Source organism: Streptomyces sp. NPDC033131 (assembly GCF_055578365.1).
In genome coordinates this window covers 169,557-192,588 of record NZ_JBVIPA010000004.1, presented here as the reverse complement: position 1 = coordinate 192,588, position 23,032 = coordinate 169,557, and the positions used below count along the sequence as shown (strand labels likewise).

23 protein-coding genes and 1 pseudogene are annotated in these 23,032 nt (G+C 71.4%); 14 read left to right on the top strand and 10 right to left on the bottom strand.

Going from position 1 to position 23,032, the window contains the following annotated elements; genetic code table 11:
• The first annotated feature begins 108 nt into the window (after positions 1-108).
• Genes ACZ5XS_RS08140 through ACZ5XS_RS08125 form a run of 4 tightly spaced genes read left to right on the top strand, consistent with a single transcriptional unit; the run spans position 109 to position 4,606 of the window.
• Positions 109-1,074 (top strand): carbohydrate ABC transporter permease, encoded by a 966-nt coding sequence (locus tag ACZ5XS_RS08140; RefSeq protein ID WP_468648926.1) that lies wholly within the window; start codon positions 109-111, stop codon positions 1,072-1,074.
• Positions 1,075-1,093: 19 nt separating this feature from the next.
• Positions 1,094-2,014 (top strand): carbohydrate ABC transporter permease, encoded by a 921-nt coding sequence (locus tag ACZ5XS_RS08135; RefSeq protein ID WP_468648924.1) that lies wholly within the window; start codon positions 1,094-1,096, stop codon positions 2,012-2,014.
• Between the two features lie 10 nt (positions 2,015-2,024).
• Positions 2,025-3,368, top strand: coding sequence for an ABC transporter substrate-binding protein (locus ACZ5XS_RS08130; RefSeq protein WP_468648922.1), 1,344 nt, complete (start codon positions 2,025-2,027; stop codon positions 3,366-3,368).
• Positions 3,369-3,406: 38 nt separating this feature from the next.
• Positions 3,407-4,606: a Gfo/Idh/MocA family protein gene (locus ACZ5XS_RS08125; protein WP_468648920.1), complete on the top strand. Its 1,200-nt coding sequence runs from the start codon at positions 3,407-3,409 to the stop codon at positions 4,604-4,606.
• Positions 4,607-4,635: 29 nt separating this feature from the next.
• Here the strand turns inward: ACZ5XS_RS08125 and ACZ5XS_RS08120 are convergent, their stop codons facing one another.
• The 3 genes from ACZ5XS_RS08120 to ACZ5XS_RS08110 all read right to left on the bottom strand — a co-directional run bounded on the left by ACZ5XS_RS08120 (position 4,636) and on the right by ACZ5XS_RS08110 (position 7,606).
• Entirely contained in the window at positions 4,636-5,331 is a 696-nt protein-coding gene (locus tag ACZ5XS_RS08120) for a L,D-transpeptidase family protein (protein WP_468648918.1), read from the bottom strand.
• Positions 5,332-5,480: 149 nt separating this feature from the next.
• Positions 5,481-6,764 carry an MFS transporter gene (locus ACZ5XS_RS08115; protein ID WP_468648916.1) on the bottom strand — a complete coding sequence of 428 codons (1,284 nt, stop codon included), beginning with the start codon at positions 6,762-6,764 and terminating at the stop codon, positions 5,481-5,483.
• Positions 6,765-6,817: 53 nt separating this feature from the next.
• The gene (locus tag ACZ5XS_RS08110) at positions 6,818-7,606 is read right to left on the bottom strand and encodes an SDR family NAD(P)-dependent oxidoreductase (RefSeq protein WP_468648914.1); all 789 of its coding nucleotides are present in this window, start codon (positions 7,604-7,606) and stop codon (positions 6,818-6,820) included.
• A gap of 50 nt (positions 7,607-7,656) precedes the next feature.
• Between ACZ5XS_RS08110 and ACZ5XS_RS08105 the strand changes: the two genes are divergently transcribed.
• Entirely contained in the window at positions 7,657-8,235 is a 579-nt protein-coding gene (locus ACZ5XS_RS08105) for a hypothetical protein (RefSeq protein WP_468648912.1), read from the top strand.
• On the opposite strand, the gene ACZ5XS_RS08100 is transcribed toward ACZ5XS_RS08105, so the two are convergent.
• From ACZ5XS_RS08100 to ACZ5XS_RS08085, 4 genes are all read right to left on the bottom strand, one after another.
• Positions 8,226-9,140: an SDR family oxidoreductase gene (locus tag ACZ5XS_RS08100; protein WP_468648911.1), complete on the bottom strand. Its 915-nt coding sequence runs from the start codon at positions 9,138-9,140 to the stop codon at positions 8,226-8,228. The two genes, ACZ5XS_RS08105 and ACZ5XS_RS08100, sit on opposite strands and share 10 nt — an antisense overlap.
• A gap of 89 nt (positions 9,141-9,229) precedes the next feature.
• A complete protein-coding gene (locus tag ACZ5XS_RS08095; RefSeq protein WP_468649138.1) occupies positions 9,230-9,604 on the bottom strand; it encodes a DUF4180 domain-containing protein in 375 nt (124 codons plus the stop codon).
• 10 nt (positions 9,605-9,614) lie between these two features.
• Positions 9,615-10,244 (bottom strand): MBL fold metallo-hydrolase, encoded by a 630-nt coding sequence (locus ACZ5XS_RS08090; RefSeq protein ID WP_468648910.1) that lies wholly within the window; start codon positions 10,242-10,244, stop codon positions 9,615-9,617.
• On the bottom strand, positions 10,244-11,332 hold the full coding sequence (locus ACZ5XS_RS08085; protein ID WP_468648908.1) for an S-(hydroxymethyl)mycothiol dehydrogenase: 1,089 nt from the start codon (positions 11,330-11,332) through the stop codon (positions 10,244-10,246). The genes ACZ5XS_RS08090 and ACZ5XS_RS08085 overlap by 1 nt, the downstream gene beginning before the upstream one ends.
• Before the next feature lie 164 nt (positions 11,333-11,496).
• Here ACZ5XS_RS08085 and ACZ5XS_RS08080 point away from each other — a divergent pair, with 164 nt between their 5' ends.
• Positions 11,497-13,251 (top strand): ABC transporter ATP-binding protein, encoded by a 1,755-nt coding sequence (locus tag ACZ5XS_RS08080; RefSeq protein ID WP_468648906.1) that lies wholly within the window; start codon positions 11,497-11,499, stop codon positions 13,249-13,251.
• Positions 13,252-13,264: 13 nt separating this feature from the next.
• Here ACZ5XS_RS08080 and ACZ5XS_RS08075 read toward each other — a convergent pair whose 3' ends face one another.
• Positions 13,265-14,110, bottom strand: coding sequence for a (2Fe-2S)-binding protein (locus tag ACZ5XS_RS08075; RefSeq protein ID WP_468648904.1), 846 nt, complete (start codon positions 14,108-14,110; stop codon positions 13,265-13,267).
• Between the two features lie 173 nt (positions 14,111-14,283).
• Here ACZ5XS_RS08075 and ACZ5XS_RS08070 point away from each other — a divergent pair, with 173 nt between their 5' ends.
• From ACZ5XS_RS08070 to ACZ5XS_RS08045, 6 genes are all read left to right on the top strand, one after another.
• Positions 14,284-14,493 carry a hypothetical protein gene (locus ACZ5XS_RS08070; RefSeq protein ID WP_468648903.1) on the top strand — a complete coding sequence of 70 codons (210 nt, stop codon included), beginning with the start codon at positions 14,284-14,286 and terminating at the stop codon, positions 14,491-14,493.
• A gap of 79 nt (positions 14,494-14,572) precedes the next feature.
• Complete coding sequence (locus ACZ5XS_RS08065) at positions 14,573-15,745, top strand: ATP-grasp domain-containing protein (RefSeq protein WP_468648901.1); 1,173 nt, start codon at positions 14,573-14,575, stop codon at positions 15,743-15,745.
• Complete coding sequence (locus ACZ5XS_RS08060; protein ID WP_468648900.1) at positions 15,742-17,472, top strand: IucA/IucC family protein; 1,731 nt, start codon at positions 15,742-15,744, stop codon at positions 17,470-17,472. Before ACZ5XS_RS08065 ends, ACZ5XS_RS08060 begins: the two co-directional genes overlap by 4 nt.
• A 16-nt stretch (positions 17,473-17,488) precedes the next feature.
• Positions 17,489-17,644 carry a hypothetical protein gene (locus tag ACZ5XS_RS08055; RefSeq protein WP_468648898.1) on the top strand — a complete coding sequence of 52 codons (156 nt, stop codon included), beginning with the start codon at positions 17,489-17,491 and terminating at the stop codon, positions 17,642-17,644.
• A complete protein-coding gene (locus ACZ5XS_RS08050; RefSeq protein WP_468648896.1) occupies positions 17,644-19,377 on the top strand; it encodes an IucA/IucC family protein in 1,734 nt (577 codons plus the stop codon). Before ACZ5XS_RS08055 ends, ACZ5XS_RS08050 begins: the two co-directional genes overlap by 1 nt.
• A complete protein-coding gene (locus ACZ5XS_RS08045; protein ID WP_468648894.1) occupies positions 19,374-20,618 on the top strand; it encodes a type III PLP-dependent enzyme in 1,245 nt (414 codons plus the stop codon). Before ACZ5XS_RS08050 ends, ACZ5XS_RS08045 begins: the two co-directional genes overlap by 4 nt.
• A 58-nt stretch (positions 20,619-20,676) precedes the next feature.
• Here ACZ5XS_RS08045 and ACZ5XS_RS08040 read toward each other — a convergent pair whose 3' ends face one another.
• Positions 20,677-20,970, bottom strand: coding sequence for a hypothetical protein (locus ACZ5XS_RS08040; protein ID WP_468648892.1), 294 nt, complete (start codon positions 20,968-20,970; stop codon positions 20,677-20,679).
• A 173-nt stretch (positions 20,971-21,143) separates the two neighbouring features.
• Between ACZ5XS_RS08040 and ACZ5XS_RS08035 the strand changes: the two genes are divergently transcribed.
• Together ACZ5XS_RS08035 and ACZ5XS_RS08030 are read left to right on the top strand one after the other, a co-directional pair.
• Positions 21,144-21,524 carry a nuclear transport factor 2 family protein gene (locus ACZ5XS_RS08035; RefSeq protein ID WP_468648890.1) on the top strand — a complete coding sequence of 127 codons (381 nt, stop codon included), beginning with the start codon at positions 21,144-21,146 and terminating at the stop codon, positions 21,522-21,524.
• A 249-nt stretch (positions 21,525-21,773) separates the two neighbouring features.
• A pseudogene (locus tag ACZ5XS_RS08030) lies at positions 21,774-21,878 on the top strand (bifunctional 5,10-methylene-tetrahydrofolate dehydrogenase/5,10-methylene-tetrahydrofolate cyclohydrolase); the annotation flags it as partial.
• On the opposite strand, the gene ACZ5XS_RS08025 reads toward ACZ5XS_RS08030, so the two are convergent.
• A complete protein-coding gene (locus ACZ5XS_RS08025; protein WP_468648888.1) occupies positions 21,879-22,853 on the bottom strand; it encodes a CU044_5270 family protein in 975 nt (324 codons plus the stop codon).
• Positions 22,854-23,032 lie beyond the last annotated feature (179 nt).

Below are 23,032 nucleotides of genomic sequence, written 5' to 3'. Positions count from 1 at the left end.
GTTTCGTCAGGCCTGGAAAAGATGTTTGCACGCCCCTTGACGCCTGGATTCTTCCGCAACAAAAGTAAGTGGCCGAGGACGAGCCGCCGCGGACGAGGGAGTCTCCCGATGACCATCGCCTCCAGCAGCCCTCCGTCGCGTCTGCCCGTGGGCAGCACCGAGAGGGCACCGAGCAAACCGAGGACGGGCCGGGTCGAGGTCCACGAACGCGGGGGCGACGGGCGGCTCGCCGCACTGTTCATCGCGCCCGCCCTGCTGGGCTTCCTGGTCTTCCTGCTGTGGCCGACGCTGCGGGGCATCTACCTGAGCTTCACGCGCTACAACCTGCTCACACCGCCCGAGTGGGTGGGCCTCGACAACTACGTCCGCATGGTGCAGGACCCGATCTTCTGGGCCTCGCTCAGGGTCACCGTCGAGTACGTGCTGATCAACATCGGGGTGCAGACGGTTTCGGCGCTCGCCATCGCCGTCCTGCTCCAGCGGCTGACGCAGTCGGCGGTGCTGCGCGGAATCGTGCTCACGCCGTACCTGATGGCGAACGTCGTCGCAGGCATCGTCTGGCTCTGGATCCTGGACACTCAGCTCGGCATCGGCAACGAGATCATCTCGGGGCTGGGTTTCGACCGCATCCCGTTCCTCGCGGACGACACCTGGGCGATCCCGACGATCGCGCTGATCAATGTGTGGCGGCACGTCGGCTACACCGCTCTGCTGCTGTTCGCCGGGCTCCAGGCCATCCCGAACGACATGTACGAGGCCGCCAAGGTGGACGGCGCGAGCGAGTGGCGGATGTTCTGGCGGATCACGATGCCGCTGCTGCGGCCGGTCCTCGCGGTCGTGCTGATCATGACGGTGATCGGCTCGTTCCAGGTGTTCGACACGGTCGCCGTGACGACCATGGGCGGACCGGCGAACGCCACCAACGTGCTCCAGTACTACATCTACGGCGCCGCCTTCGGCCGCTTCCAGTTCGGCTACGCCTCGGCGATGTCCGTCGCCCTGCTGGTCGTGCTGAGCGCGATCACCTTCCTTCAGTACCGGCTCACCAGGGCCGGCCAGACCGACCTCGGCTGACGGGGAAGGAGACACCGACATGGCTGCCGTGGCAACCACGACGACCGTACGGCCCACCACCAGGCGCCGGCCTCCCTTCGGCCGGATCATGGCCTGGGCGGCGATGGCCGCGATCGTGCTCATCACCCTGCTGCCCTTCTACTGGATCCTGCGCACCGCGCTGTCCACCAACACCGCGCTCGCAGCGCACCCGGGCGATCCCCTGCCCGTGGACCTCACGTCCGGGGGTTTCGAGCGAGCCCTGGGTCTGCAGTCCACCGAGGAGGCGATAGCCCAGGGCGGGGCGGGCGGCGGTCTGAAGTTCTGGCGCTATCTGATCAACTCGGTGTTCGTCTCCACCCTGATCACCGTCTGCCAGATCTTCTTCTCCGCCATGGCCGCGTACGCCTTCGCACGCCTCAGGTGGCGCGGCCGGGACAAGATGTTCGGGCTGTTCCTGGCCGGGCTGATGGTGCCCGCGATCTTCACCCTGCTCCCGAACTTCGTCCTCATCAAACAGCTCGGCCTGGTGGACACCCTGTTGGGCATCTCGCTGCCGACGATGTTCATGACGCCGTTCGCGGTGTTCTTCCTGCGGCAGTTCTTCATGAACGTGCCCCGCGAGGTCGAGGAGGCGGCCCTGCTCGACGGCGCCGGAAAGATCCGGATCTTCTTCCGGGTGATGCTGCCGATGGCGTCCACCCCCGTCCTCACGCTCGGCGTCCTGACGTACATCACCTCCTGGAACGACTACTTCTGGCCACTGATGGTGTCCTACAGCGACAGCTCGCGGGTGCTCACCGTGGCGCTGGCCATCTTCCGCGCGCAGACGCCGCAGACCGGCTACGACTGGTCCGGCCTGATGGCGGCCACGCTCATCGCCGCGCTGCCCATGGTGGTGCTCTTCGGCGTCTTCGCGCGCCGCATCGTCAGCTCCATCAGCTTCACCGGAATCAAGTAGGGGGACGGGCATGCGAATGCGTACAGTCGTGGCACTGACCGGAGCGCTGGCGCTGTCCCTGACGGCCGGCTGCGCCCAGCAAGGCTCCGCCGGTTCGTCCGCGAACACGGTGTCGTACTGGCTGTGGGACGCCAACCAGCTGCCCGCCTACCAGGCCTGCGCGAAGGGCTTCGAGGCGGAGAACCCGGGCCTGGACGTGAAGATCACACAGCTCGGCTGGGACGACTACTGGACCAAGCTCACCGCGAGCTTCATCGCGGGCACCGAACCGGACGTGTTCACCGACCACATCCAGAAGTTCGGCCAGTTCGCCGATCTCAAGGTGCTGGAACCACTCGACGGCCTGGGCATCGACCCGTCCGACTACCAGTCCGGGCTCGCCGGCAACTGGACCGGCCAGGACGGGCACAGCTACGGCGCTCCCAAGGACTGGGACACCGTCGCCCTCTTCTACAACCAGAAGATGGCCAAGTCCGCCGGGCTCACCGCGCAGGAGCTGAACACCCTCTCCTGGAACCCGCAGGACGGTGGCACCTTCGAGAAGGCCATCGCCCATCTCACCGTCGACAGGAACGGCAAGCGCGGTGACGAACCGGGCTTCGACAGGCACCACGTCAAGGTGTACGGCCTCGCGACGGGCGGCGGCGGGGACGGCGACGGCCAGACCCAGTGGAGCAACTTCGCCGCCTCCGCGGGCTGGACCTACACCGACAAGAAGCGGTGGGGCACGAAGTACCAGTACGACAGCGAGACCTTCCAGTCCGTCATCAAGTGGTACTTCGGCCTGGCCGAGAAGGGCTACCTGGCCCCCCTCACGGACTACAGCGCGGGCGCCAATCCGGCGAACGCGCAGGTCGCCGCGGGCAAGGCGGCCGCAGCCTTCGACGGTGCCTGGATGATCTCGACGTACTACGGCGTCAAGGGCCTGAAGGTGGGCACCGCCTTCACCCCCGTGGGCCCCACCGGCAGGCGCGCCACCATGATGAACGGCCTCGCCGACTCCGTCACCAGGAACGCCCCCAACAGGCAGGGCGCCCTGAAGTGGGTGAAGTACCTGTCGTCCGACGCGTGCCAGAAGTCCGTGGGCGGCTACGGCATCGTCTTCCCGGCCACGCCCGACGGGACGAAGGCCGCGGTGGCCGCGTACAAGAAGAAGGGCATCGACGTCACGGCCTTCACCCGGCCGGTCGCCGACAAGAAGGACTTCACCACCTTCTCCTTCCCGATCACCGACTACTCGGCGGACATGTTCGCGCTGATGCACCCCGCCATGCAGGACATCTACGGCAACGGCAAGCCCGTGAGCAGCCTCGACGAGACCACCGACCAGATCAACCTGATTCTCGACCAGTGAACCGACCACCCAATCGACCAGTGAAGGGCACGCCACACATGACGTTCTCCCTCGGCATCGTCGGCGCCGGACAGTTCTCGGGCCAGTTCGCCAAGCTGTTCCTGGCCCATCCCGGCGTCCGCGACGTCTACGTCACCGACCTGCTCCCCGAACGGGCCGAGCAACTGGCCGCCGCCGAAGGCCTCACCGGCACCTTCCCCTCGTACGAGGCCATGCTGGAGTCGCCGGCCGTCGACGCGGTCGCGATCTTCACCCAGCGCTGGACGCACGGACCGCTGGTCGTGAAGGGCCTCAACGCCGGCAAGCACGTGTACTCCGCGGTCCCGATGGCGATCACCACCGAGGAGATCGCGGCGATCATCGACACGGTCAAGGCGACCGGGCTGACGTACATGATGGGCGAGACCAGCCAGTACAACCCGGCGACCGTGCACGCCCGCAACCAGATCGCCGAGGGCGCCTTCGGGCGGATCTTCTACGCCGAGGGCGACTACGTCCACGACATGGACCTGGGCTTCTACGAGGCGTACCAGTACAGCGGCGGCGAGGGATGGAAGGCGACCGCCAGCTATCCCCCGCTGCTCTATCCGACGCACTCGATCGGCGGGGTGCTGGGTGCCTGGCAGACGCACGCGGTGAGCGTGTCGGCGATCGGGGTGGTCGACGACCGCGACGACGGGGTGTTCGACAAGGAGGTCAGCCAGTTCGGCAACGACGTCTCCAACGCGACGGCCCTGTTCGAGGTCGCGGGCGGCGGGTCGTTCCGTACCAACGAGTTCCGGCGGGTGGGCTATCCCTCCCACATAAGGGAGTCGCGTTTCCGGTTCTTCGGGACGGAGGGGAGCATGGAGCAGCTCGCCACGGTGGCCATGTGGCAGGACAAGAACGGCGTCAAGGACATCAGCGAACTGCTGGAGCCCAAGCCCACCATGTCGCCCGACGACCCGTCACTCCAGCACATCGCCCCGGATCTCCGGGCCGCCTTCACCTCGGGGTCGGCGCCGGTGCACGACCGGGCGCGGCTGCCGCGGGAGTTCGACAACCTGCACAACGGTCATGAGGGCAGCCACCACTTCCTGGTGGACGACTTCGTGACCGCCGTGAACACGCGGACGCTGCCCACGGTGAACGCGTGGGTGGCCGCCCGCTACACCCTGCCGGGCATCGTCGCGCACGATTCCGCGCGGCAGGGCGGGGCCAGGCTGGAGATCCCGGACTTCGGGGACGCGCCCCAGTAAGGGGGGCACGCGCGGGCCGGGTGCTTCTGTCAGGTGCCCGGCTTGCGGCCGTACACGAAGACGTCGTCGCCCTTCTTCAGCAGCGCCCAGTACTTCTTGGCGGAGGTCGTCGTCATGTTGACGCAGCCGTGCGAACCGGGCGGGTTCCACATGCTGACGCCGACCGAGTGGAAGGCCTGGCCGCCGTCGAAGAACTGGCTGTAGGGCATCGGCACGTCGTAGATGCTGGAGACGTGGTCGATGTTCCGCCAGTAGATCTTCTTCAGGCCGGTGCGGGTCTCGTACCCGTTGCGGCCGGTGCGGACCGGGACGGGCCCGTAGACGAGCTTCTTGCCGTCCTGGATCCAGCTGAGCTGGAGGGTCAGGTTCACGCAGGCGATGCGGCCCTTGTTGACCGGACACTTGCCGGCCTTGTTGGGGTTGGTGCCGACGGCCTTCTGCTTGTTCATGAGGTCCATCACGCCCCAGGTGACGGGCCCCGCGTACCCGGCGTTCGGCGTGATGCCGTGCTTGTTCTGGAAGCCCTGGATCGCCTTGCAGTCGGCGGCGGACTGCTTGCCGTCGACCGGCCGGCCGAGGAACTTCTCCACCTGCTTCTGGTAGGGGCCGGTCTGTGTGGTGCAGCTCGCGGCCTGCGCGGGCGTGGCGCCCAGCGCGAGCGTGAGCGGTGCCACCAGTCCGGCTACCCCGAGTGCGACGGCTCCCCGTCGGCGTACGTCCCCCATGACGACCCTTCCCCTTTTGCCTGAATATGCTCGGTTTTGCTCAAGCGGTTCTACGTTCTTCGCCAGCTAGACCCGCGCCCGGAGCCATCGGTTGTAGCGCCGCTCACGCTGCGACGAAACGGTGACATTCGCTCGTGGACCGGGCCCTGTCACTTCGGTGCCGGCTCGCCGGCGGTCGGTGCCTGCCGCCGGACCGGGAGTTCACGACGGGTGCGCACCGGGGAGAGGTAGACCGGCAGGAACGCCGTCGCCAGCACCACCCCGCCCACCCAGAGCGCCGGGCGTACGCCGGCCAGCTCACCGATCAGGCCCGACACGGCGGCGCCGACCGCGAGGGATCCCGACAACAGGAACCGGAATGTGGCGTTCATGCGGCCGAGCAGGCCGTCGGCCGTCATCCCTTGCCGCAGGCTCACCCCGAGGACGTTGTCCATGCCGGTCTTGAACAGCGCGAGGACCCAGCCCGCACCGGCGAGCCACAGCCAGGGACCGTGGCCGATCAGCGGCACCAGGAGGCCGGCGGGCGCCAGGCACGCTCCGGCCAGCCCGAGGGTACGGCCGTGTCCCAGGCGCCCGGAGACCACGCGGGCGCAGCGGGCGCCGAAGAGCAGACCGAGACCGCCCGCCGCCCAGAACAGGCCCAGCGCACTGGCGGGGAGCTCGAGTTCGCGCACGAAGAGGACGGGCAGCATGGTGTTGACGATCTGCATGCCCAGGTTGGTCAGAGCGGCCGTGAGGGCGAGGGCGCGCAGTTCCGGGTTGCCGAAGACGTGCCGCAGGCCTTCCGCGATCTGGGCGCGCAGGCCGGCGTGCCCGGTACGGCGGCCGGGCGGGGTCTCCTCGCGGCGGATGAAGGTGAGCTGGAGCGCCGAGGCGAGATGGGCGGCCGCCGCGCACAACACGGCCACGGGCGCGCCGAGCAACTGGACGAGGGCACCGCCGGCGCCGCGTCCGGCGACGTTGCCCGTCGCCTGGAGGCTGACCATGGCGGTGTTCGCCCGCACGAGGGCTCCGTGGCCCACCAGTTGGGGCAGGGTGCTCTGTGCGGTGACGTCGAAGAAGACGGTCGCGCACCCGTTCAGCAGGACGACGGCGTAGAGCTGGCCGAGTGTGAGCGTGTCCGCCCACCAGGCGAGCGGGACGGAGGCGAACAGGACCGCGCGGGCCAGGTCCGCCGCGACGAGTACCCGGCGGTGCCGCATCCGGTCCACCCAGGCCCCGGCGGGGAGTCCGATGAGCAGGAACGCCAGGGTGCTCAGCGTCGCCAGGGCCCCGACCTGGCCGGGGCCGGCGTCGAGCGCGGCGACGGCGAACAGGGGGACGGCGACGTAGGTGACGTTCACGCCGAGCTGGCTGAGCGTGCTCGCGGCGAACAGATTGCGGAAGTCGGCGTTGCGCCATGGGGAGTCGGACAGCACGGAAGAACGGTGCACGACACCGTCCTCGCAGGACAAGTGAAAAGATCTCCGGAGACCGTTAAGTGTTCCTACGTCGTGCCGATCGTCTGGCGGAACCCCGTGTTGACCGCGGTGAGGCCGCCGTCGACGGTGAGCGTCGTCCCGGTGATCCAGGCCGCGTCGCGTGAGGCGAGGAAGGTGACGGCCGCCGCGATGTCCTCGGGTTCGCCGATCCGGCCGAGGGGGTACTGCCCGCGCACCGCGTCCAGTTGGTCGTCCCGGCCCTCCCAGGCCGTCGTGCGTACGGTGCCCGGTGCCACGAGGTTGACGCGGACCCCGCGGGCGGCGGCGTGTCCGGCGAGGGTACGGGTCAGGGAGCCGAGGCCGGCCTTGGCGGCGCTGTAGGCGTGGTTGCCGAAGTCCTGCAGTGCGTTGACCGAGCCGATGTTGACGACGGCGCCGCGACCGGAGGCCGCGAGGTGCGGGAGGGCGGCACGGGCGCAGCGGTACGCGCCGGTCAGCGTGACGTCCAGGTCGGCTGCCCACACCTCCTCGGACTCGTCCTCGAAGAGCGGGGCGTCGGGGGTGCACCGAAAGGCGTTGCTGACCAGGACGTCGAGGGTGCCGAAGGCGGTCACGGCGTGCGCCACGGCCGCGTCGACGGACGCCCGGTCCGCCACGTCGCACGACAAGGCCTCCGCCGAGAGGCCCGGTCGGCGCAGTTCTGCGGCGGTCCTCTCCGCGGCCGGCAGGTCCACGTCGGTGACCAGGACCTGTGCCCCCTCCTCGGCGAACCGGCGGGCGGTGGCCGCGCCGATGCCTCGGGCCGCACCGGTGACGAGAACCCCGTATCCCTCGAAGCGCTGTGTGTGCGTCATGATGCCGAAGGTAGTGCCGGAGCGATCAACCGGGCAGGTACCGTGCGGCCATGTCCGCGTTCTTGCAGCAACTCCCCGCCCTGTTGGGTGTCGTGATCGGCGCGCTCGGCTCGTACTTCGCGGTCGTGCGCAGCGACCGGGCCCGGTTCCACCGTGAACAGGCGGCCCGTTGGGAGGAGCGCAAGCTCTCCGTGTACGCCGAGTACGCACGAACGTTGAAAACGTCCGTCACCCTCACGTACCGGGTCGCCGCGCATCTCGGCAACGACCCGCACCCTCACCCGCTGTCCCCGCGGGAGGCGGCACCGCTGATGGCCGAGGCCACGGTCGCCCGGGATCCGTCCGGGGAGGCGCTGATCCTGCTGGGCAGTCCGCAGGTGGTGGAGCGGGCCCGGACGTGGGTGGTCACCGTGATGGAGATGGAGCGGTTCCTGCGCGAGGAAACCCGTGATCCGCAGGCGTGGCAGGCGCTGCTGGAGCGGCAGCGCCGGGGACGCGAGGGCTACTACGCGGCCGTACGCGACGATCTGGCGCTGCCCCCGGGGCATTCGGCGCGCTGGCCGCTGCCCGCACCGGTGCGGGACACGGAGCCGCCGACACCGGTGCGGGACACGGAACCTCAGCGGTAGCCGGTCGTGTCCGCCGGCTTGTCCGCGTCCTGGACCTCGACGAGGTAGCGCCAGGCGTCCGGGCGGCTGCCGTCGAGGTCGGTGAAGCCGTACACCTGGGCGAGTCCGCCGCTGGAGAGGGACTGGCCGTTCCACCGCGCCACCTCGGGATCGGCGGCGAGGGCGGCCACCGCGCGGCCCACGTAGCGGGGTGTCTCGGAGATGGCGAAGTGGGGGACGCGGGCGGTGGCCTCGCGCCAGTTGTCCTCGCGCACGCCGAAGTTGTCGAGCATCATCTCCGACCGCAGCCAGCCCGGGGTGAGGGCGACGGCGGTGGCGCCGTGCGGTCCGAGCTCGTGACCGAGCGCGAAGGCCATCCGCAGGACGGACGTCTTGGCCAGGTCGTAGAAGAAGCTGTTGCGGTAGGTGTCGCGGTTGTACTCGGCGGTGCCGTCGGTCATCTCCACCACCAGTCCGCCGGGGTGGCGCAGGAGCAGCGGCAGGGCGTGGTGGCTGGTGATGGCGTGCGTCTCGACGGCGAGCCGGAGCAGCCTGAGGCCCTTGTCGAGGTCGTGTTCCCAGACGGGCGCGTCCCAGGCGAAGAGGTGCTCGCCGCCCCAGATGTCGTTGACGAGGACGTCGAGGCGGCCCTGCTCCTCGCCGATGCGGTCGACGAGGGTGCGGACCTGTGCCGGGTCGAGGTGGTCGGTGGGGACGGCGATGCCGTGGCCGCCGGCTTCGGTGACGAGGTCGGCGGTGTCCTCGATGGTCTCGGGGCGGTCGTACTCCGAGCGGCGGGTCCGGGTGCTGCGGCCGGTGACGTACACCGTGGCGCCGGCCGCCCCGAGCTCCACGGCGATGCCCCGTCCGGCTCCCCGGGTCGCCCCGGCGACCAGTGCGACCTTGCCCGTCAGCTGTTCCGGCATGTCCGGCCTCCCGTTTCCCTGTGTGCGATGGGTCTCGCTACGAGGGTGGCGGGTAAGCCGGACATCTCCTGTCGTCTTTCAGGGCGAGATCACCCGGCCGCGCGCACTTTCTCCTCCAGCGCGTCGAAGTCCGCCACGAACCAGATGTGGCCGCCCTGGTTCGTCTCGTGGACGAAGTCGCGCAGAGCCGTGCTCCCGGTGACGTGAGCGGAGACGTCTCCCACGACGGCGAGGCGCAGCCGGTAGTTCACGAACTTCTGCACGACCGCGCCCGCGACCCCCGACCGCAGCCGGAAGAACTCCTCGGCCACCCGCTCCACGGGCACGGCGACCACCTGGGCGTCCCGTCCGAACGCGTCGCCGATCAGGTCGAGCGCCGCGCGTTCGCCGTCGAGGACCGGTCCGTCGGGGGCGCAGCGCAGGATTCCCACGTCGTTCAGGCGCACGACGTCGTCGGCGGACATGGCGGCTTCGTCAGTGGCCACGGGTGATCCACTCCTGAAGCTGCGGGGCCTCCGCCCCGATGGTCGTCGGGTCGCCGTGGCCGGTGAGGACCTTCGTCTCGGGCGGCAGAGCCAGCAGACGGTCGCGGATCGAGTCGATGATCGTCGGGAAGTGGGAGTAGGAGCGGCCGGTGGCGCCGGGGCCGCCCTGGAAGAGGGTGTCGCCGGTGAAGACGGTGGCGAGGCCCGGGTCGTACAGGCAGACCGCGCCGGGCGCGTGCCCGGGGGTGTGCAGGACCCGCAGGTCGGCGCCGGCGGCCTCGATGACCTGGCCGTCCTGCAGCCAGGCGTCGGGGTCCCGGTCCGGGTGGGTCTGCTTCCACAGCGGCAGGTCGTCGCGGTGGAGCCAGATGGTGGCTCCGGTGCGCTCGGCGAGGGCGGGCGCGGCGTCGATGTGGTCGTTGTGGGCGTGGGTGCACACGATGGCGGTCAGCCGGCGGTCGCCTACGGCCTCGGCGATGGCGTCGGCGTCGTGGGCGGCGTCGATGACGATCGCTTCGTGGTCGTCGCCGACGATCCACACGTTGTTGTCGACGTCCCAGGTGCCGCCGTCGAGGGTGAACTGGCCGGAGGTCACGAGGCGTTCGACGCGCGGGGCCATCAGAGCACCACCACCGAGCGCAGGACGTCGCCGTGGTGCATGCGCTCGAAGGCCTTCTCCACGTCGGTGAGCTCGATGGTCTCGGACACGAACGCCCCCAGGTCCAGGCGGCCTTGCAGATGCAGGTCGATCAGCATGGGGAAGTCGCGGCTGGGCAGGCAGTCGCCGTACCAGGAGGACTTCAGGGAGCCGCCGCGGCCGAAGACGTCGAGGAGCGGCAGTTCGAGCTTCATCTCGGGGGTGGGCACACCGACCAGGACCACCGTGCCGGCCAGGTCGCGGGCGTAGAAGGCCTGCTTGTAGGTCTCCGGGCGGCCGACCGCCTCGATCACGACGTCCGCGCCGAACCCGCCGGTCAGCTCGCGGATCGCCTCCACCGGATCGGTCTCGCGGGAGTTGACGGTGTGGGTGGCGCCCATGGTGCGGGCGGTCTCCAGCTTGCGGGCGTCGATGTCGACCGCGATGATCTTCGCCGCGCCCGCCAGGTTCGCTCCGGCGATCGCCGCGTCACCGACGCCGCCGCAGCCGATGACGGCGACCGTGTCTCCGCGGCCGACCTGTCCGGTGTTGATCGCGGCGCCGATGCCGGCCATCACTCCGCAGCCCAGAAGGCCCGCGACCTGCGCCGAGACCGAGGGGTCCACCTTGGTGCACTGCCCGGCCGCCACCAGCGTCTTCTCGGCGAACGCCCCGATGCCCAGGGCCGGGGACAGTTCCTGTCCGGTCGAGGCGAGGGTCATCTTCTGCCCGGCGTTGTGGGTGTCGAAGCAGTACCACGGCCGCCCGCGCTGACAGGCCCGGCACCGCCCGCACACCGCGCGCCAGTTCAGGATCACGAAGTCACCCGGGGCGACGTCGGTGACCCCGGCGCCGACGGCCTCGACGACACCCGCCGCCTCGTGCCCGAGCAGGAAGGGGAAGTCGTCGCTGATGCCGCCCTGCTTGTAGTGCAGGTCGGTGTGACAGACCCCGCAGGCCTGCACCTGCACCACGGCCTCACCGGGGCCGGGGTCCGGCACCACGATGGTCTCCAGTCGCACCGGCTCGTCCTTGCCCGGTGCGATCACGCCGCGTACTTCCTGCGCCATGGTGCCGGCCCCTTCCCTCGGCTCGTGTCTGTCCCTGCCCCGACCCTACGTCTGACTGATCAGTAACGGGACGGCATCACGAGGTGACGCCCACCGGAAGGCGCCTCGCATCGGCGCCGACGTAGCCTGAACGCTCCGCCCGCAGGCAGGCCCGAGGGAGCATCGTGAGCATCGCAGAGACCGAGACCGGACCGCCCGCGTGGCGGCTGATCCTCGGATACGTACGGCCGCACCGGTGGGCGCTGCTGGCGGGTGCCGCGCTCTCGCTCGTCACGGGGGCGACGGGGCTGATGCTTCCGTTGGTGGCCCGGGAGTTGATCGACGACCTGTCGCACGACCGGGCCGTCACCGGCTGGCTGGTCCTCATGTCGGGGCTGGTGATCGCCAACGCGGCGCTGGGGGCGCTGGGTTCGTTCGTGCTGCGGCGCACCGCCGAGTCGGTGGTGCTCGGGGCGCGGCGCAGCCTGTCGTCGTATCTGCTGCGGTTGCGGATCGCGGCCGTGGACCGCAGCGAACCGGGCGATCTGATGGCGAGGATCACCTCGGACACCACGCTGCTGCGGGAGGTCACCACGGACTCGCTGGTGGGCCTCGGCACCGGCGGGCTCACGCTGGTCGCGACGGTGGTCATGATGGGCCTGGTGGATCCGGTGCTGCTCGCCGTGACGATGGCGGTGATCGCGGGCGCGGGCACGGTTCTCGGGGTGATCGTGCCGCACATCAACCGGGCCAGCCGGCAGGCGCAGGACGCGGTCGGCGTGATGGGGGCCTCCCTGGAGCGGATACTCGGCGCGCTGCGCACGGTGAAGGCGTCCGGCGCCGAGCACCGTGAGGAGCGGACGCTGCACGAGGCGGCCGAGGAGTCGTGGCGGCAGAGCGTGCGGGCCGCCAAGTGGTCGGCCGCGGCGGGCAACACGGCGGGACTGGCCATGCAGATCGCGTTCATCACGGTGCTCGCCGCCGGCGGGGCGCGGGTGGCGACCGGGGCGATCGACGTGGGCACGCTGGTGGCGTTCCTGCTGTTCGTGTTCTACCTCATGTCGCCGATCCAGCAGGTCGTCGGCGCGATCACGCAGTACCAGACGGGCGCCGCGGCCCTCACCCGCATCCAGGAGGCCATGCGGCTGCCCGCCGAGCCCGCGGCGGCGCCCGCGCCGCTGCCGTCCACAGGAGCGGAACCCGCGTCCGTCGCCTTCGAGGGCGTCCGGTTCCGGTACGCGGAGGATCTGCCGTATGTCCATCACGGCGTGACGTTCGCCGTGCCCGCCCAGGGCATGACGGCGTTCGTCGGGCCGTCGGGGGCGGGCAAGACCACCGTCTTCTCCCTCATCGAGCGGTTCTACGACCCGGAGTCCGGGACGGTGACGCTGGACGGCCGGGACCTCGCGGACTGGGATCTGCCCGGTCTCCGTTCCGCCATCGGGTACGTGGAGCAGGACGCCCCGGTCCTGTCGGGTTCGCTGCGGGACAATCTGCTGCTGGGCAACCCGGACGCGGACGAGGAGGCCGTCACTCGGGTGGTGAAGACGACCCGGCTCGACGGCCTGGTCTCCCGCCTGCCCGCCGGCCTCGACACGCTCGTCGGCCATCGCGGCACCAGGCTGTCGGGCGGTGAGCGCCAGCGGGTCGCCATCGCCCGCGCCCTGCTGCGCCGCCCGCGGCTGCTCCTTCTCGACGAGGCCACGTCGCAGCTGGACGCGGTGAACGAGGCGGCGCTGCGCGACACGGTCGCCGATGTCGCCCGGACGACCACGGTGCTCGTGGTCGCCCACCGGCTGTCGACGGTGACGATGGCGGACCGGATCGTCGTGATGGACGCGGGGCGGGTACGGGCGGTGGGCACGCACCGGGAGTTGGTCGCCGCCGACCCGCTGTACGCGGAGCTGGCCGCCACGCAGTTCCTCGCGACGGCCGGGTGAGCCGTCCGGCCGCTCAGTTCTCCAGGCGGCGCAGTCGTTCCGCGTCGCCGGTGCGGGGGCAGGTCACGCAGGCCTCGGCGGGCCGGATGGCGTAGAACATGCAGCAGCCGGCGCGGGTGCGGGTGACGTGCCGCCGGCCGTCGTCGCCCACCAGGTGGCGGAAGCCTGCGCCGGAGGGGTACGGCGGCACGGGGGCCGGCAGGACCTCGGTGGCGGCCCGCAGGGCGTCGTCCTCCTGGCCGAGCATCCGGCCGAGGTACCAGATCCCGGAGACGAGGTCGTCGGAGACCATGCCCCACAGGGTGCGCGCGCCGCGTCGTGCCGTCGGGCCGATCGCGGCCAGCAGCGGACGCATGTGATCGGCGACCGCCATCCGCAACGCGGCCCGCAGCTGCTCGTCCTGAGGGAGCGTCAGCACTCCCGGCAGCGTGGCCACCGGGTCGCCCGGGAGACAGGCGAGGTCGGTGCCCGGGGTGATCACGTACGTGGCGGAGGCGAGGTCGAGCCGGAGATCCTCGGGCCGGATCCGGGGTACCCGCCGTTCGAGGTACCAGACGCCGCCCATCAGCAGCCCGACGGTCCAGGCGTAGTCGTGCAGGGCGCGGGAGGCGGCGACGTGGCGGCGCGGGGCGGTCCCGTAGCGGTCCTCGATCCGGGCGGCCTCGGCGTCGACGAAGGCGTCGAGCACGCGCTGATCGGAAGTCAGTTCTCCTGCCGACACGCCCTCTTGTGCCGCCGCGTCGCCCGGTTCCGCGACCCGCACGTCGAGCGCTTCGCACACGCCGGTCAGGCGCCGGTAGGCATCGGCGAGGGCGTGGGCGACGGCACCGTCCGGAGAGGTCTTCAGGGCCACGGACATCGACGCTCCAGGGCAGGGAAATCGGCGGAATCGAGGTAGGCAAGGCTTACCTTATCTATAAAATCTCGGGTGGTGATCAAGGGGGTTCCCGTGCACGACCGAAAGAAGCGCACGTCACAGCGGGGCCACAGCCATTTGGTCAGCAAAGCAAGCCTCACCTAAGCTCACGCTTCGTGACCGCGACCAGGCACGGACCTCTCTTTCTCGCCGGACCCGGAGCCCTGTTGCTCCGTGCCGCGCCGAGTCTCGCCCCCGGCGCCCGCCCCGCGCCCCCGGCCACGGTCGCCGCCGCGCTCGTCGCCGTCCTCGCGCCTGAGCTCACCGGCACTTGGCTGGTCGTCAGGAACAGCAGCGCGATACGGCACTGCGCCACCACCGCCTGACGCGCTCGCGGCGGGCCGTCGCCACGAGCGCGGCCCGTACCTTCGCCCCCCGCCCGCTAGCGGAAGTTCCTGCCCAGTCATGCGCCTGTACCTGCTCGCCCTCAATCCCACCGACTCCGTCACGGAGGGCTTCCTGCCCGCCGCCGCACGGCTGGGCCTGGACGTCACCGTCCTCACCGACCAGCCCGACGCGCACCGTGCCACGTATCCGGACGTGGAGATCCTGGAGTGCGACGTCCGTGACTTCCGGGCCGTGATCACGCGGATCTCCACGCACCACCGGCCCGACGCCGTCTTCACCAACAGCGACCACCTCCAGACCCAGGCCGCCCTGGCCGCCGCCTACTTCGGCCTCCCCGGCAAGGACTGGCGGGTCACGCTGCGCACCAAGGACAAGGCCGAGATGCGCCGCCGGCTCACCGCGGCCGGCGTGGACAGCGTGTGGTCGGCCGAGCTCACCGAACCCGCCGCGCTCGACGCTCCCTACCCCTGCGTGCTCAAGCCGCGCGAGGGCGTGGCCAGCGAGGACGTCGTCCTCGTCGGGAACGCCGAGGAACTGGTGTCGTACTCCGCAAAGATCCTGGGGCGGCGCCCGGGCGCCGTACTGGTCGTCGAGGAGTACCTCCCCGGCGAGCTGTACACCCTGGAAACCCTCGGCGACGGCACCGCCCGCCATGTTCTGGGCGGCTTCCACACCGAGCTGTCGCCGCCGCCGTACTTCGTGGAGAAGAGTCTCACCTTCGTCCCGGCGCACCCCGAGCCGGTCGTCGCGCAGATCCTGGCGCAACTGGACGCCCTGGGCGTCGGGTTCGGCGCCTGTCACACCGAGTTCGTCGTGCACGCGGGACGGGCGCGGATCATCGAGGTCAACTACCGTGCCATCGGCGACCAGTGCGACCTGCTGCTGGCCCGGCTGCTGGAGATACCGCTCTTCGAGCACATCCTGCGCACCCACCTCGGCGAGCCGCTGCCGGCCGGCCTGGGCGCCCGCAGTGACGGGGCGGCGCGTCTGGAGTACCCGTGCGCCGACCGCGCCGGGACCCTGGTCGGCGCCCCCGCCGCCACCGAACTCACGGTCGACGGTGTGCATCTGACGTACCGTCCGCTGCGAACGGTGGGCGAGCGGCACGAGCTGTACCGCACCAACCGCGACTACCTCGGTGTCCTGCGGGCCGCCGGCACCGACCAGTGCGCGGTGGACCGCGTCACGGCCGAGTTCCTGGCCGCCCGGCGCTGGGAGATCCAGCCGTGACCGCGCCGAGCGTCACGGACACCTGCGAGGCGGAGCTGCTGACCCGGGTACTGGGCGCCCTGCTGCGTGAGGATGTCGTGGGACTGCGCACCCGCAGCACGCTGGTGCCCCAGTCGGACGGCGACTGGCTGCGGCTGGTGACACCGGAGGGCGACGCCCTGCTCATGCCCGTCGCCGAGGACGGCTACCAGTGCGTGTACGCCGCACGGCTGCCCCTCCTCGTGCGCGAGTCGGACGGCGCCGAGCTGACCTCGTACGACAGTGTGCTGGGCGCGCTGCGTGCGCTCGCCGAGCCGGAGGACCGGGGCGGCTTCGACGCGTTCGCCGAGGAGTGCCGTCAGACGCTGGCCACGCTGCGGCTGCACGCGGCGACCCGGTCCGAGGTGGCCAGGCACCTGACCGACCGGTACGGCGACGCCCCGGCACGCTGGACCGGCCCGGCCGCAGGCCTGGCGTACGACACGCTCGCCGCCCGGCTCGACCATCCCGTGTATCCCACCGCGCGCGGACGTTCGGGCCTGACCGAGGAGCAACTGCGCCGGTACGCCCCGGAGTTCCATCCGCGGTTCGCACTGCGCTGGCTCGCCGTGCCGCGCGACGCGGTCACCCTGACCGGCACGCTCCCGCGGTTCTGGCCGACGCCGAAGGTTCTCGGCCTGCCCCGGGTGGAGCACACGCATGTGGCGCTGCCGGTGCACCCGTTGACCGTCGGTGCCCCGCTGGACGCGGCGCTGCGGGATGCCGGCCTCGCGGACAGCGCCGTGCTCGCCGAGCGGGCCCACCTCGGCGTCGTACCGACGCTGTCGATGCGTACGGTGGCGACGGCCGCGGACCCGTCGGTGCACCTCAAACTGCCCCTGGTCACGGCCACCTTGGGGCTGCGCAACAAGCGGTCCATCAAGCCCGGGACGCTCGTGGACGGAGCGGTGGGGCAGCGGCTCCTGGAGGCGGTGATGGCCCGTGAACCCCGGTTCCGGGGCACGATCCTGCACGCCGACGAGACGACGTACGCGCACGCCGGGCACGAGCTGCTCGCCGTCCTGTGCCGCCGCCACCCGGCCGGGCTCGACGACTCGGCGGTCGTACCGATGGCGGCACTCCTCGCCGAGGCCCCCGACGGACGCCTGATCCTCGACCACCTCGCCGACCGCTTCCACGACGGAGACCCCCTCGCCCTCCTCGACGCCTGTCTGACGCTGCTGTTCGACTGGCAGACCACCCTGTTCGGGTACGGCATCGCCCTGGAGTCGCACCAGCAGAACATCTCGCTGGTGCTGCGCCGGGGCAGCGTGCGGCTGCTGTTGAAGGACAACGACGGTCCCCGTGTCAACACCGGGCGGCTGGACCCCTTGCTCCCCGGACCGTGGGCCTTCGACGACGTGCGGACCTTCGGACGGGACGACGGGCCGGTCGCCGACCTGTTCGCCACCATCACCGTCCATCTCTGTGCGGGTGCCTACGCGTTCGGGCTGGCCCGGCGGGGCCGCGCCCCGCTGCCCGTGCTGCTGGGGCTGGTACGGGACCGGCTGGCGGAGGCGGTGGACCGGCTCGGCGGGGAGGCCGGGGCCGGCTTGCGCGCCCGGATCCTGGACGCGCCGACCCTGCCGGTGAAGGCGATGGTGACCGCCGGGACGCTGCTGACCAAGGCACGTTCGGGCGCCGCCGACATCAACAAGCACTACACCACCGGCCCCAACTACCTGCTTCTCGCCGAGGGTCCGGCATGAGTGGCGAACCCTGCGCATGCCGCGCTCCTCGTTCGGCCGGGGCCGGGTGCGCGCGGTGGCGGGCAGCGCCCGCTTCGGCCCGGCCGCACCCGTACCGACCGGCGGTGCCGCCGCCACCGTCCTCGCTGTCACCCTCCCCCCGCTGAAGTTCCGCACCCGCTGGAGCCGTTGATGCCCTCCCTCACCCATCCGCCCGCCCGCACCGCCGCCCCCGCCGGGCTGCCCACCGCCGACGAGGTGGTGGCCCACACCCTCCTGAACTGTCTGCTGCGCGAGGTGTCCGGCCCCGAGCACCAGTCCGTCGTCACCGACGGCCGCCTGCTGCTGCGGTTGCCGCGCCGCGGAGTCCTGCTGCGCGTCGCCCTGCGCCGCAGCTCACTGCTCGGCGCCCACCGGTTCACCGGCCCGGTGAGCGAACAGAGCCGGGGCGGCTGGGCGGAGATGGACTGGCGACGCCTGGCCGAGTACACGCACGACGAGCTGTGGCTGCGCACCGGCGTGCGCAACGAGGAGTTCCTGGAGCAGATCGCCTCCAGCCACCAGGCGGTCGGGGCCGCCCTGCTCACCGTGCGAGCCGACCAAGCCCCTAACGACCGCCTCTCGGCGTACCTCGCCTCCGAGCAGTCGCTGCTGTTCGGGCACCGCTTCCACCCCACACCCAAGGCCCGCACCGGTGACCCACGCGCCTGGTCCGCGTACGCCCCGGAGGCCGGGGCCGCGTTCCCGCTGCGGCACCTCGCCGTCCGTACGCACCTGGTCGCCGAGGAGTACGCCGACCCCCAGGCCGTCGCCCCGCTGGACCGGCAGCGCGCGGACGTCCCGGACGGGTACCGGCTGCTGCCGGCCCACCCCTGGCAGTACGAGACGCTCAGCGGGCATCCGGCCCTGCGCGCGGCCCTCGCCGACGGCGACATCCTCGACCTCGGCCCGGGCGGACAGCCCTTCGCCGCCACCGCGTCCGTGCGCACCCTCTACGACGGCCAGACGTTCCTGAAGTTCAGCCTGAATGTGCGGATCACCAACTGCCTGCGCAAGAACAGCAGTTACGAGCTGTCCGGCGCCGTCGCCCTGACCCGTGCCCTGGTCCCGGCGCTCGCCGACCTCACCCGGCGCTTCCCCGGCAGCGCGGTGCTCCGCGAGCCCGCCTACCGCACGCTCACCCTGCCCGGCCCCGACGGCACACCGGACCGCGCGCTGTTCGAAGGGTTCGGCGTCATCGTCCGCGAAGGGCTGCCGCGCCGGCTCGCCCCGGGCACCACTCCCCTGCTCGCCGGCGCCGTCGCCGACGAGTACCCCACCGGCCCCGCCCACATCTCCCGCCTCCTCGCCGGCGCGGACGAACAGCGGGCCCTCACATGGTGGTCGGCGTACCTCGGTCTCCTCCTGCCACCCGTCCTGGCCGCCTACTTCGACCACGGCCTGGTCCTGGAACCGCACCTGCAGAACGTCCTGATCTGCGTCGACGGCGACGGCATGCCCGCCCAGGTCCTCTTCCGCGACCTGGAGGGCACCAAGCTCGTCCCCGAGCACCACGCCGAGGCGCTGGCCGCCCTGCCGCCCGAGGTCGCGGGCCCGCTGACGTACGACGCCCAGCGCGGCTGGGACCGGGTCGTGTACTGCCTGCTGGTCAACCACGTCGCCGAGCTGCTCGCCGCCCTCGCCGACCTGCACCCGCGGGCCGAGGCCGAGCTGTGGGGCCGCGTCCGGGACACCCTGCGGGCGTACGCCGACCGCAGCGGCTGTCCGCCGCGCCTGGCCGCCCTGCTCGCCGGGGTGCCGCTGCCCGCCAAGGCCAACCTGCTCACCCGCTGGGAGCGCAAGGCCGACCGGGAGGCCGGTTACGTCCGGCTGCCGTCCCCTCTCGTCGAGGGCATCCCGCGCGACACGGCCGGGAGCACCCGATGACCGGCCCGACGCCCGCGGTCCACGACCGCGCCCGCTCCCTTCCCTCCACCGGACTCCCCTCCTACGTGTACGACTTGACGGCGCTGCGCGCCCACGCCGCCGCCGTGCGGGACGCCCTGCCCGAGCGCGTCGAGGTGTACTACGCGGCCAAGGCCAACCCCGAGCCGGAGATCCTTGCCGCGCTCGGTCCGTACGTCGACGGTTACGAGGTCTCCTCGGGCGGCGAGCTCGCCCATGTCGCCGACGCGGTCCCGGGCCGCCCGCTCGCCTTCGGGGGGCCGGGCAAGACGCCGGACGAGGTGACGGCCGCGCTGGAACGGGGCGTCGAGCGCTTCCACGTGGAGAGCCCGTACGAGCTGCGCGTGCTGGCCGAGCTGGCGCGACGGTACGCGCCGGGGCGGCGGGTGGGAGTGCTGCCACGCGTCAACCTGCCCGTCCCCGACGGCTCGTTGGCGGGCAGTTCACTGGCGATGGGAGGGCGGCCGACGCCCTTCGGCATGGACCCCGCGCAGGCTCGCGAAGCCGTCCGTGCGCTCGCCGACGGCACCTACCCCCACCTCGAACTGCGGGGCATTCACGCCCACTTGGCGAGCGGCCTGGAAGCGGCCGAGCAGCTGGCGGTGGCCGGGACCGTCGTCTCGTGGGCGACGGGGCTCGGCGTGCCGCTCGCCGAAGTGAACGTCGGCGGCGGCATGACCGTCGACTACACCCGCCCGGAGCGCCTCTTCGACTGGGCCGCCTACGGCAAGGGCCTCGCCCGGCTGACCGAGGCGCATCCGGGCCTCTCCGTGCGGATTGAGCCGGGGCGGGCATTGACGGCGTACTGCGGCTGGTACGTCACGGAGGTGCTGGACGTCAAGCACAGCCACGGCGAGGAGTTCGCCGTCGTGCGGGGCGGCACCCACCATCTGCGGACCCCTGCGACGAAGGGGCACGACCAGCCCTGTTCCGTACTGACGGTGGACGCCTGGCAGCACCCGTGGCCACGCCCGGCGGCGGAGGGTGAGCGGATCACCGTGGCCGGACAACTGTGCACCCCGAAGGACGTCCTGGCCCGGGACGTGCGCGCCCCCGGGCTGAGAGCCGGGGACCGGGTGGCGTTCGCGCTGGCGGGTGCCTACGCCTGGAACATCTCGCATCACGACTTCCTGATGCACCCGCGGCCCGGCTTCCACTTCCTCGACACGGAGGACGGGAACGTGGACAAGGACCAAGACCAGGACAAGGACGCGGACGTGTGACACCGGGCAACGGAAAGGGCCGCCCGGTTACGGGCGGCCCTCGACGGTGCGCGAGTGCCTAGCTGAGGCCGGGCAGCACGTTCGTGACCGGGGCGACCAGGTCGGTGAGCTGTTGCAGCTCGTTCAGGTCGTTGAGGCGGTTGAGCTGGGACAACTGCTGCGAGACCCGCGGCATCTCCGCCTGGTGCTCAGCGGGCATGTCGCTCGTGGCGAGCGAGTCGAGCGTGGTGATGGGGTTCAGCTGACCGGCGCTCGGAGCAGCAGCGTCGGCCGCGTTCGCGAGCGGAGCGGCGAGGCCGGTGACCCCGACGGCGAGACCCACGGCGGCGACGATACGTCGTGTTGAGATCATGCAAACAGCAACGCCGGCGGGGCCGTGCCGGACACGGGCGGCGGCCGTCGCTCACTCGTCAGGCGCAGCGCGCGGACTGCGCTTGCCGAGCGTGCCGGGGCGGAGGAGTCTCGAAGAGAGAGGCACCTCGCGGCCCGCTCCTCGCCGGGCCGCGGCCTTCGAAGGAGGTCACCATGGGCAGTGCGGCACGTTCCGGGTTCGACGCCGAAACCCTGCGCCGGGCCATCGAAGGACACACCGCGGCGGGTCTTCTGTCGCTCTACGCGGACGACGCGGAGATTCGCGTCGTGGACCGCAACACCCAGCCCAGCCACCCCAAGGTCCTGCACGGCCGGGACGAGATCAGCGAGATGCTGGAGGACGTCTACAGCCGCGACATCAAGGGTCACAAGCTGGAGCAGTGCGTCGTCCAGGAGGACCGTGTCGCCTTCACGGAGAGCTGCGAGTACTCCGACGGGGTACGCGTGTTCGCCGAGTCGATGATGTCGCTGCGGGACGGGAAGATCGTCGACCAGACCATGATCCAGGCCTGGGACGAGGAGGCGGGAGGCTAGGACCTGTCCGGCCGGTCATGCCGCAGACGCGGGGTGTGGCACGCGCATCTGCCGCGTTGTCGTCGGTTGCCGACTCCCCCACTCCCGACTTCGCTCGAGCGGGGGCACCCCCATCGCGTCGACGCCCTCCTCCGCCTTGCAGCTGCACGCACCACACCCCGCTCACCGGCACTGATGTCGCACCGTCGCTTCCCTGCGACTTGATCGGCCGGACAGGTCCTAGTCTCGGCGGCGGGCTGTGACCGGCGCCGAGGTTCCCTGATCACGCCGGTGCCGGGTGGCGTCGGATCGATGACGATCGCCACGCTGCCGGAACAGACCGTGGACGCCGCCACCCGGCGGCTGAGGCAGTGATCAGCGCATCCAGACGCTGTACTCCATGACGTCGCCCGCGCTGACGCCGTACTCCGGCTCGTCGACCGTGAAGGTGGCTTCCAGCCCCAGGACGGCCCCGGAGACCGGGTCCATGATCAGCATCCGGCGGGCGCCGTCATCGTCGCAGACGTACGCCTGCCCGCGCCGGCCGAGACGGTCGGTCACCTGGCCGACCGGCCGCAGCCCCTCGGTGTCCGCGAGGAGGCGGGCGACCGCCGCGTCCTCGCGGGCGCCGAGGGTCCAGTGGTCGAGCAGTACGCCCACGGCGTCGAGCAGTTCGGGCGTGGTCAGAGGGGTGTCGATGTACTGCGCCTCCTGGAGGTAGGCGCGCAGCCGCGTCGGATCGTGCGGCGGCGGCGACTGGGGCGGCGCGTCGCTCCAGCTCGGGCCGAAGGTACGTCTGCTGACGACGTGGCCGTCCTCGACCAGGCGGGGCTCTCCGTCCTCGTCGGACAGGACCGGCCGACCGGGATACCGCGGGTCGGTCGCCACGACCAGTTCCGTGTGGCTGTCGTCGGCCTTCCAGCGCACGACCCGCTCCTCGGCGAGCGTGACCGGGGGCTTGTCCTGCGACATGCCCATGCTCCACGACAGGACGTGCGTGCCCTTGCGCAGCACGGGCGAACCGTCGACGGCGTCCTGCCCGGCGCGCTCGGCCAGCACCCGAAGGGGTAGGGGCGTGGAGCCGGCCTGCACGACCAGCGGGCGGGGGGCGGCGGCCGCGGGGGGCGTGTTCGGGCTGCCGAGCACGAGGGCCAGGGCGAGGGCGGCGACGACGGCGGTCGCGACGAGGCCCCAGGCCAGTCGGGCGCGGCTCCGGGAGGCCGGGGCCGGCTCGTGCAGCAGCCGGTTGAGGTGGCGCTCGGCGTGGTGGTCCAGGGGTCCCTCACCGAAGTGGGGTGCGTCGATCGGGACCGGGTTGGCGCGGCGCAGGAGTTCCAGTTCGTCAGCCATGGCCCTGTTCCTTCGGCGAGTTGAACGGGTGCGACGGGGTGGGCCGGTTCGACGAGGGCTCCGCGTGCGAGGAGATGGCCCGGTTCGACGGGGGCGCCGCATGCGACGAGGCCGCCGCGTTTGCCGAGGCCGCCGCGTCCGACGGGATCGCCCGGCTCGACGAAGTCACCCGGCTCGGC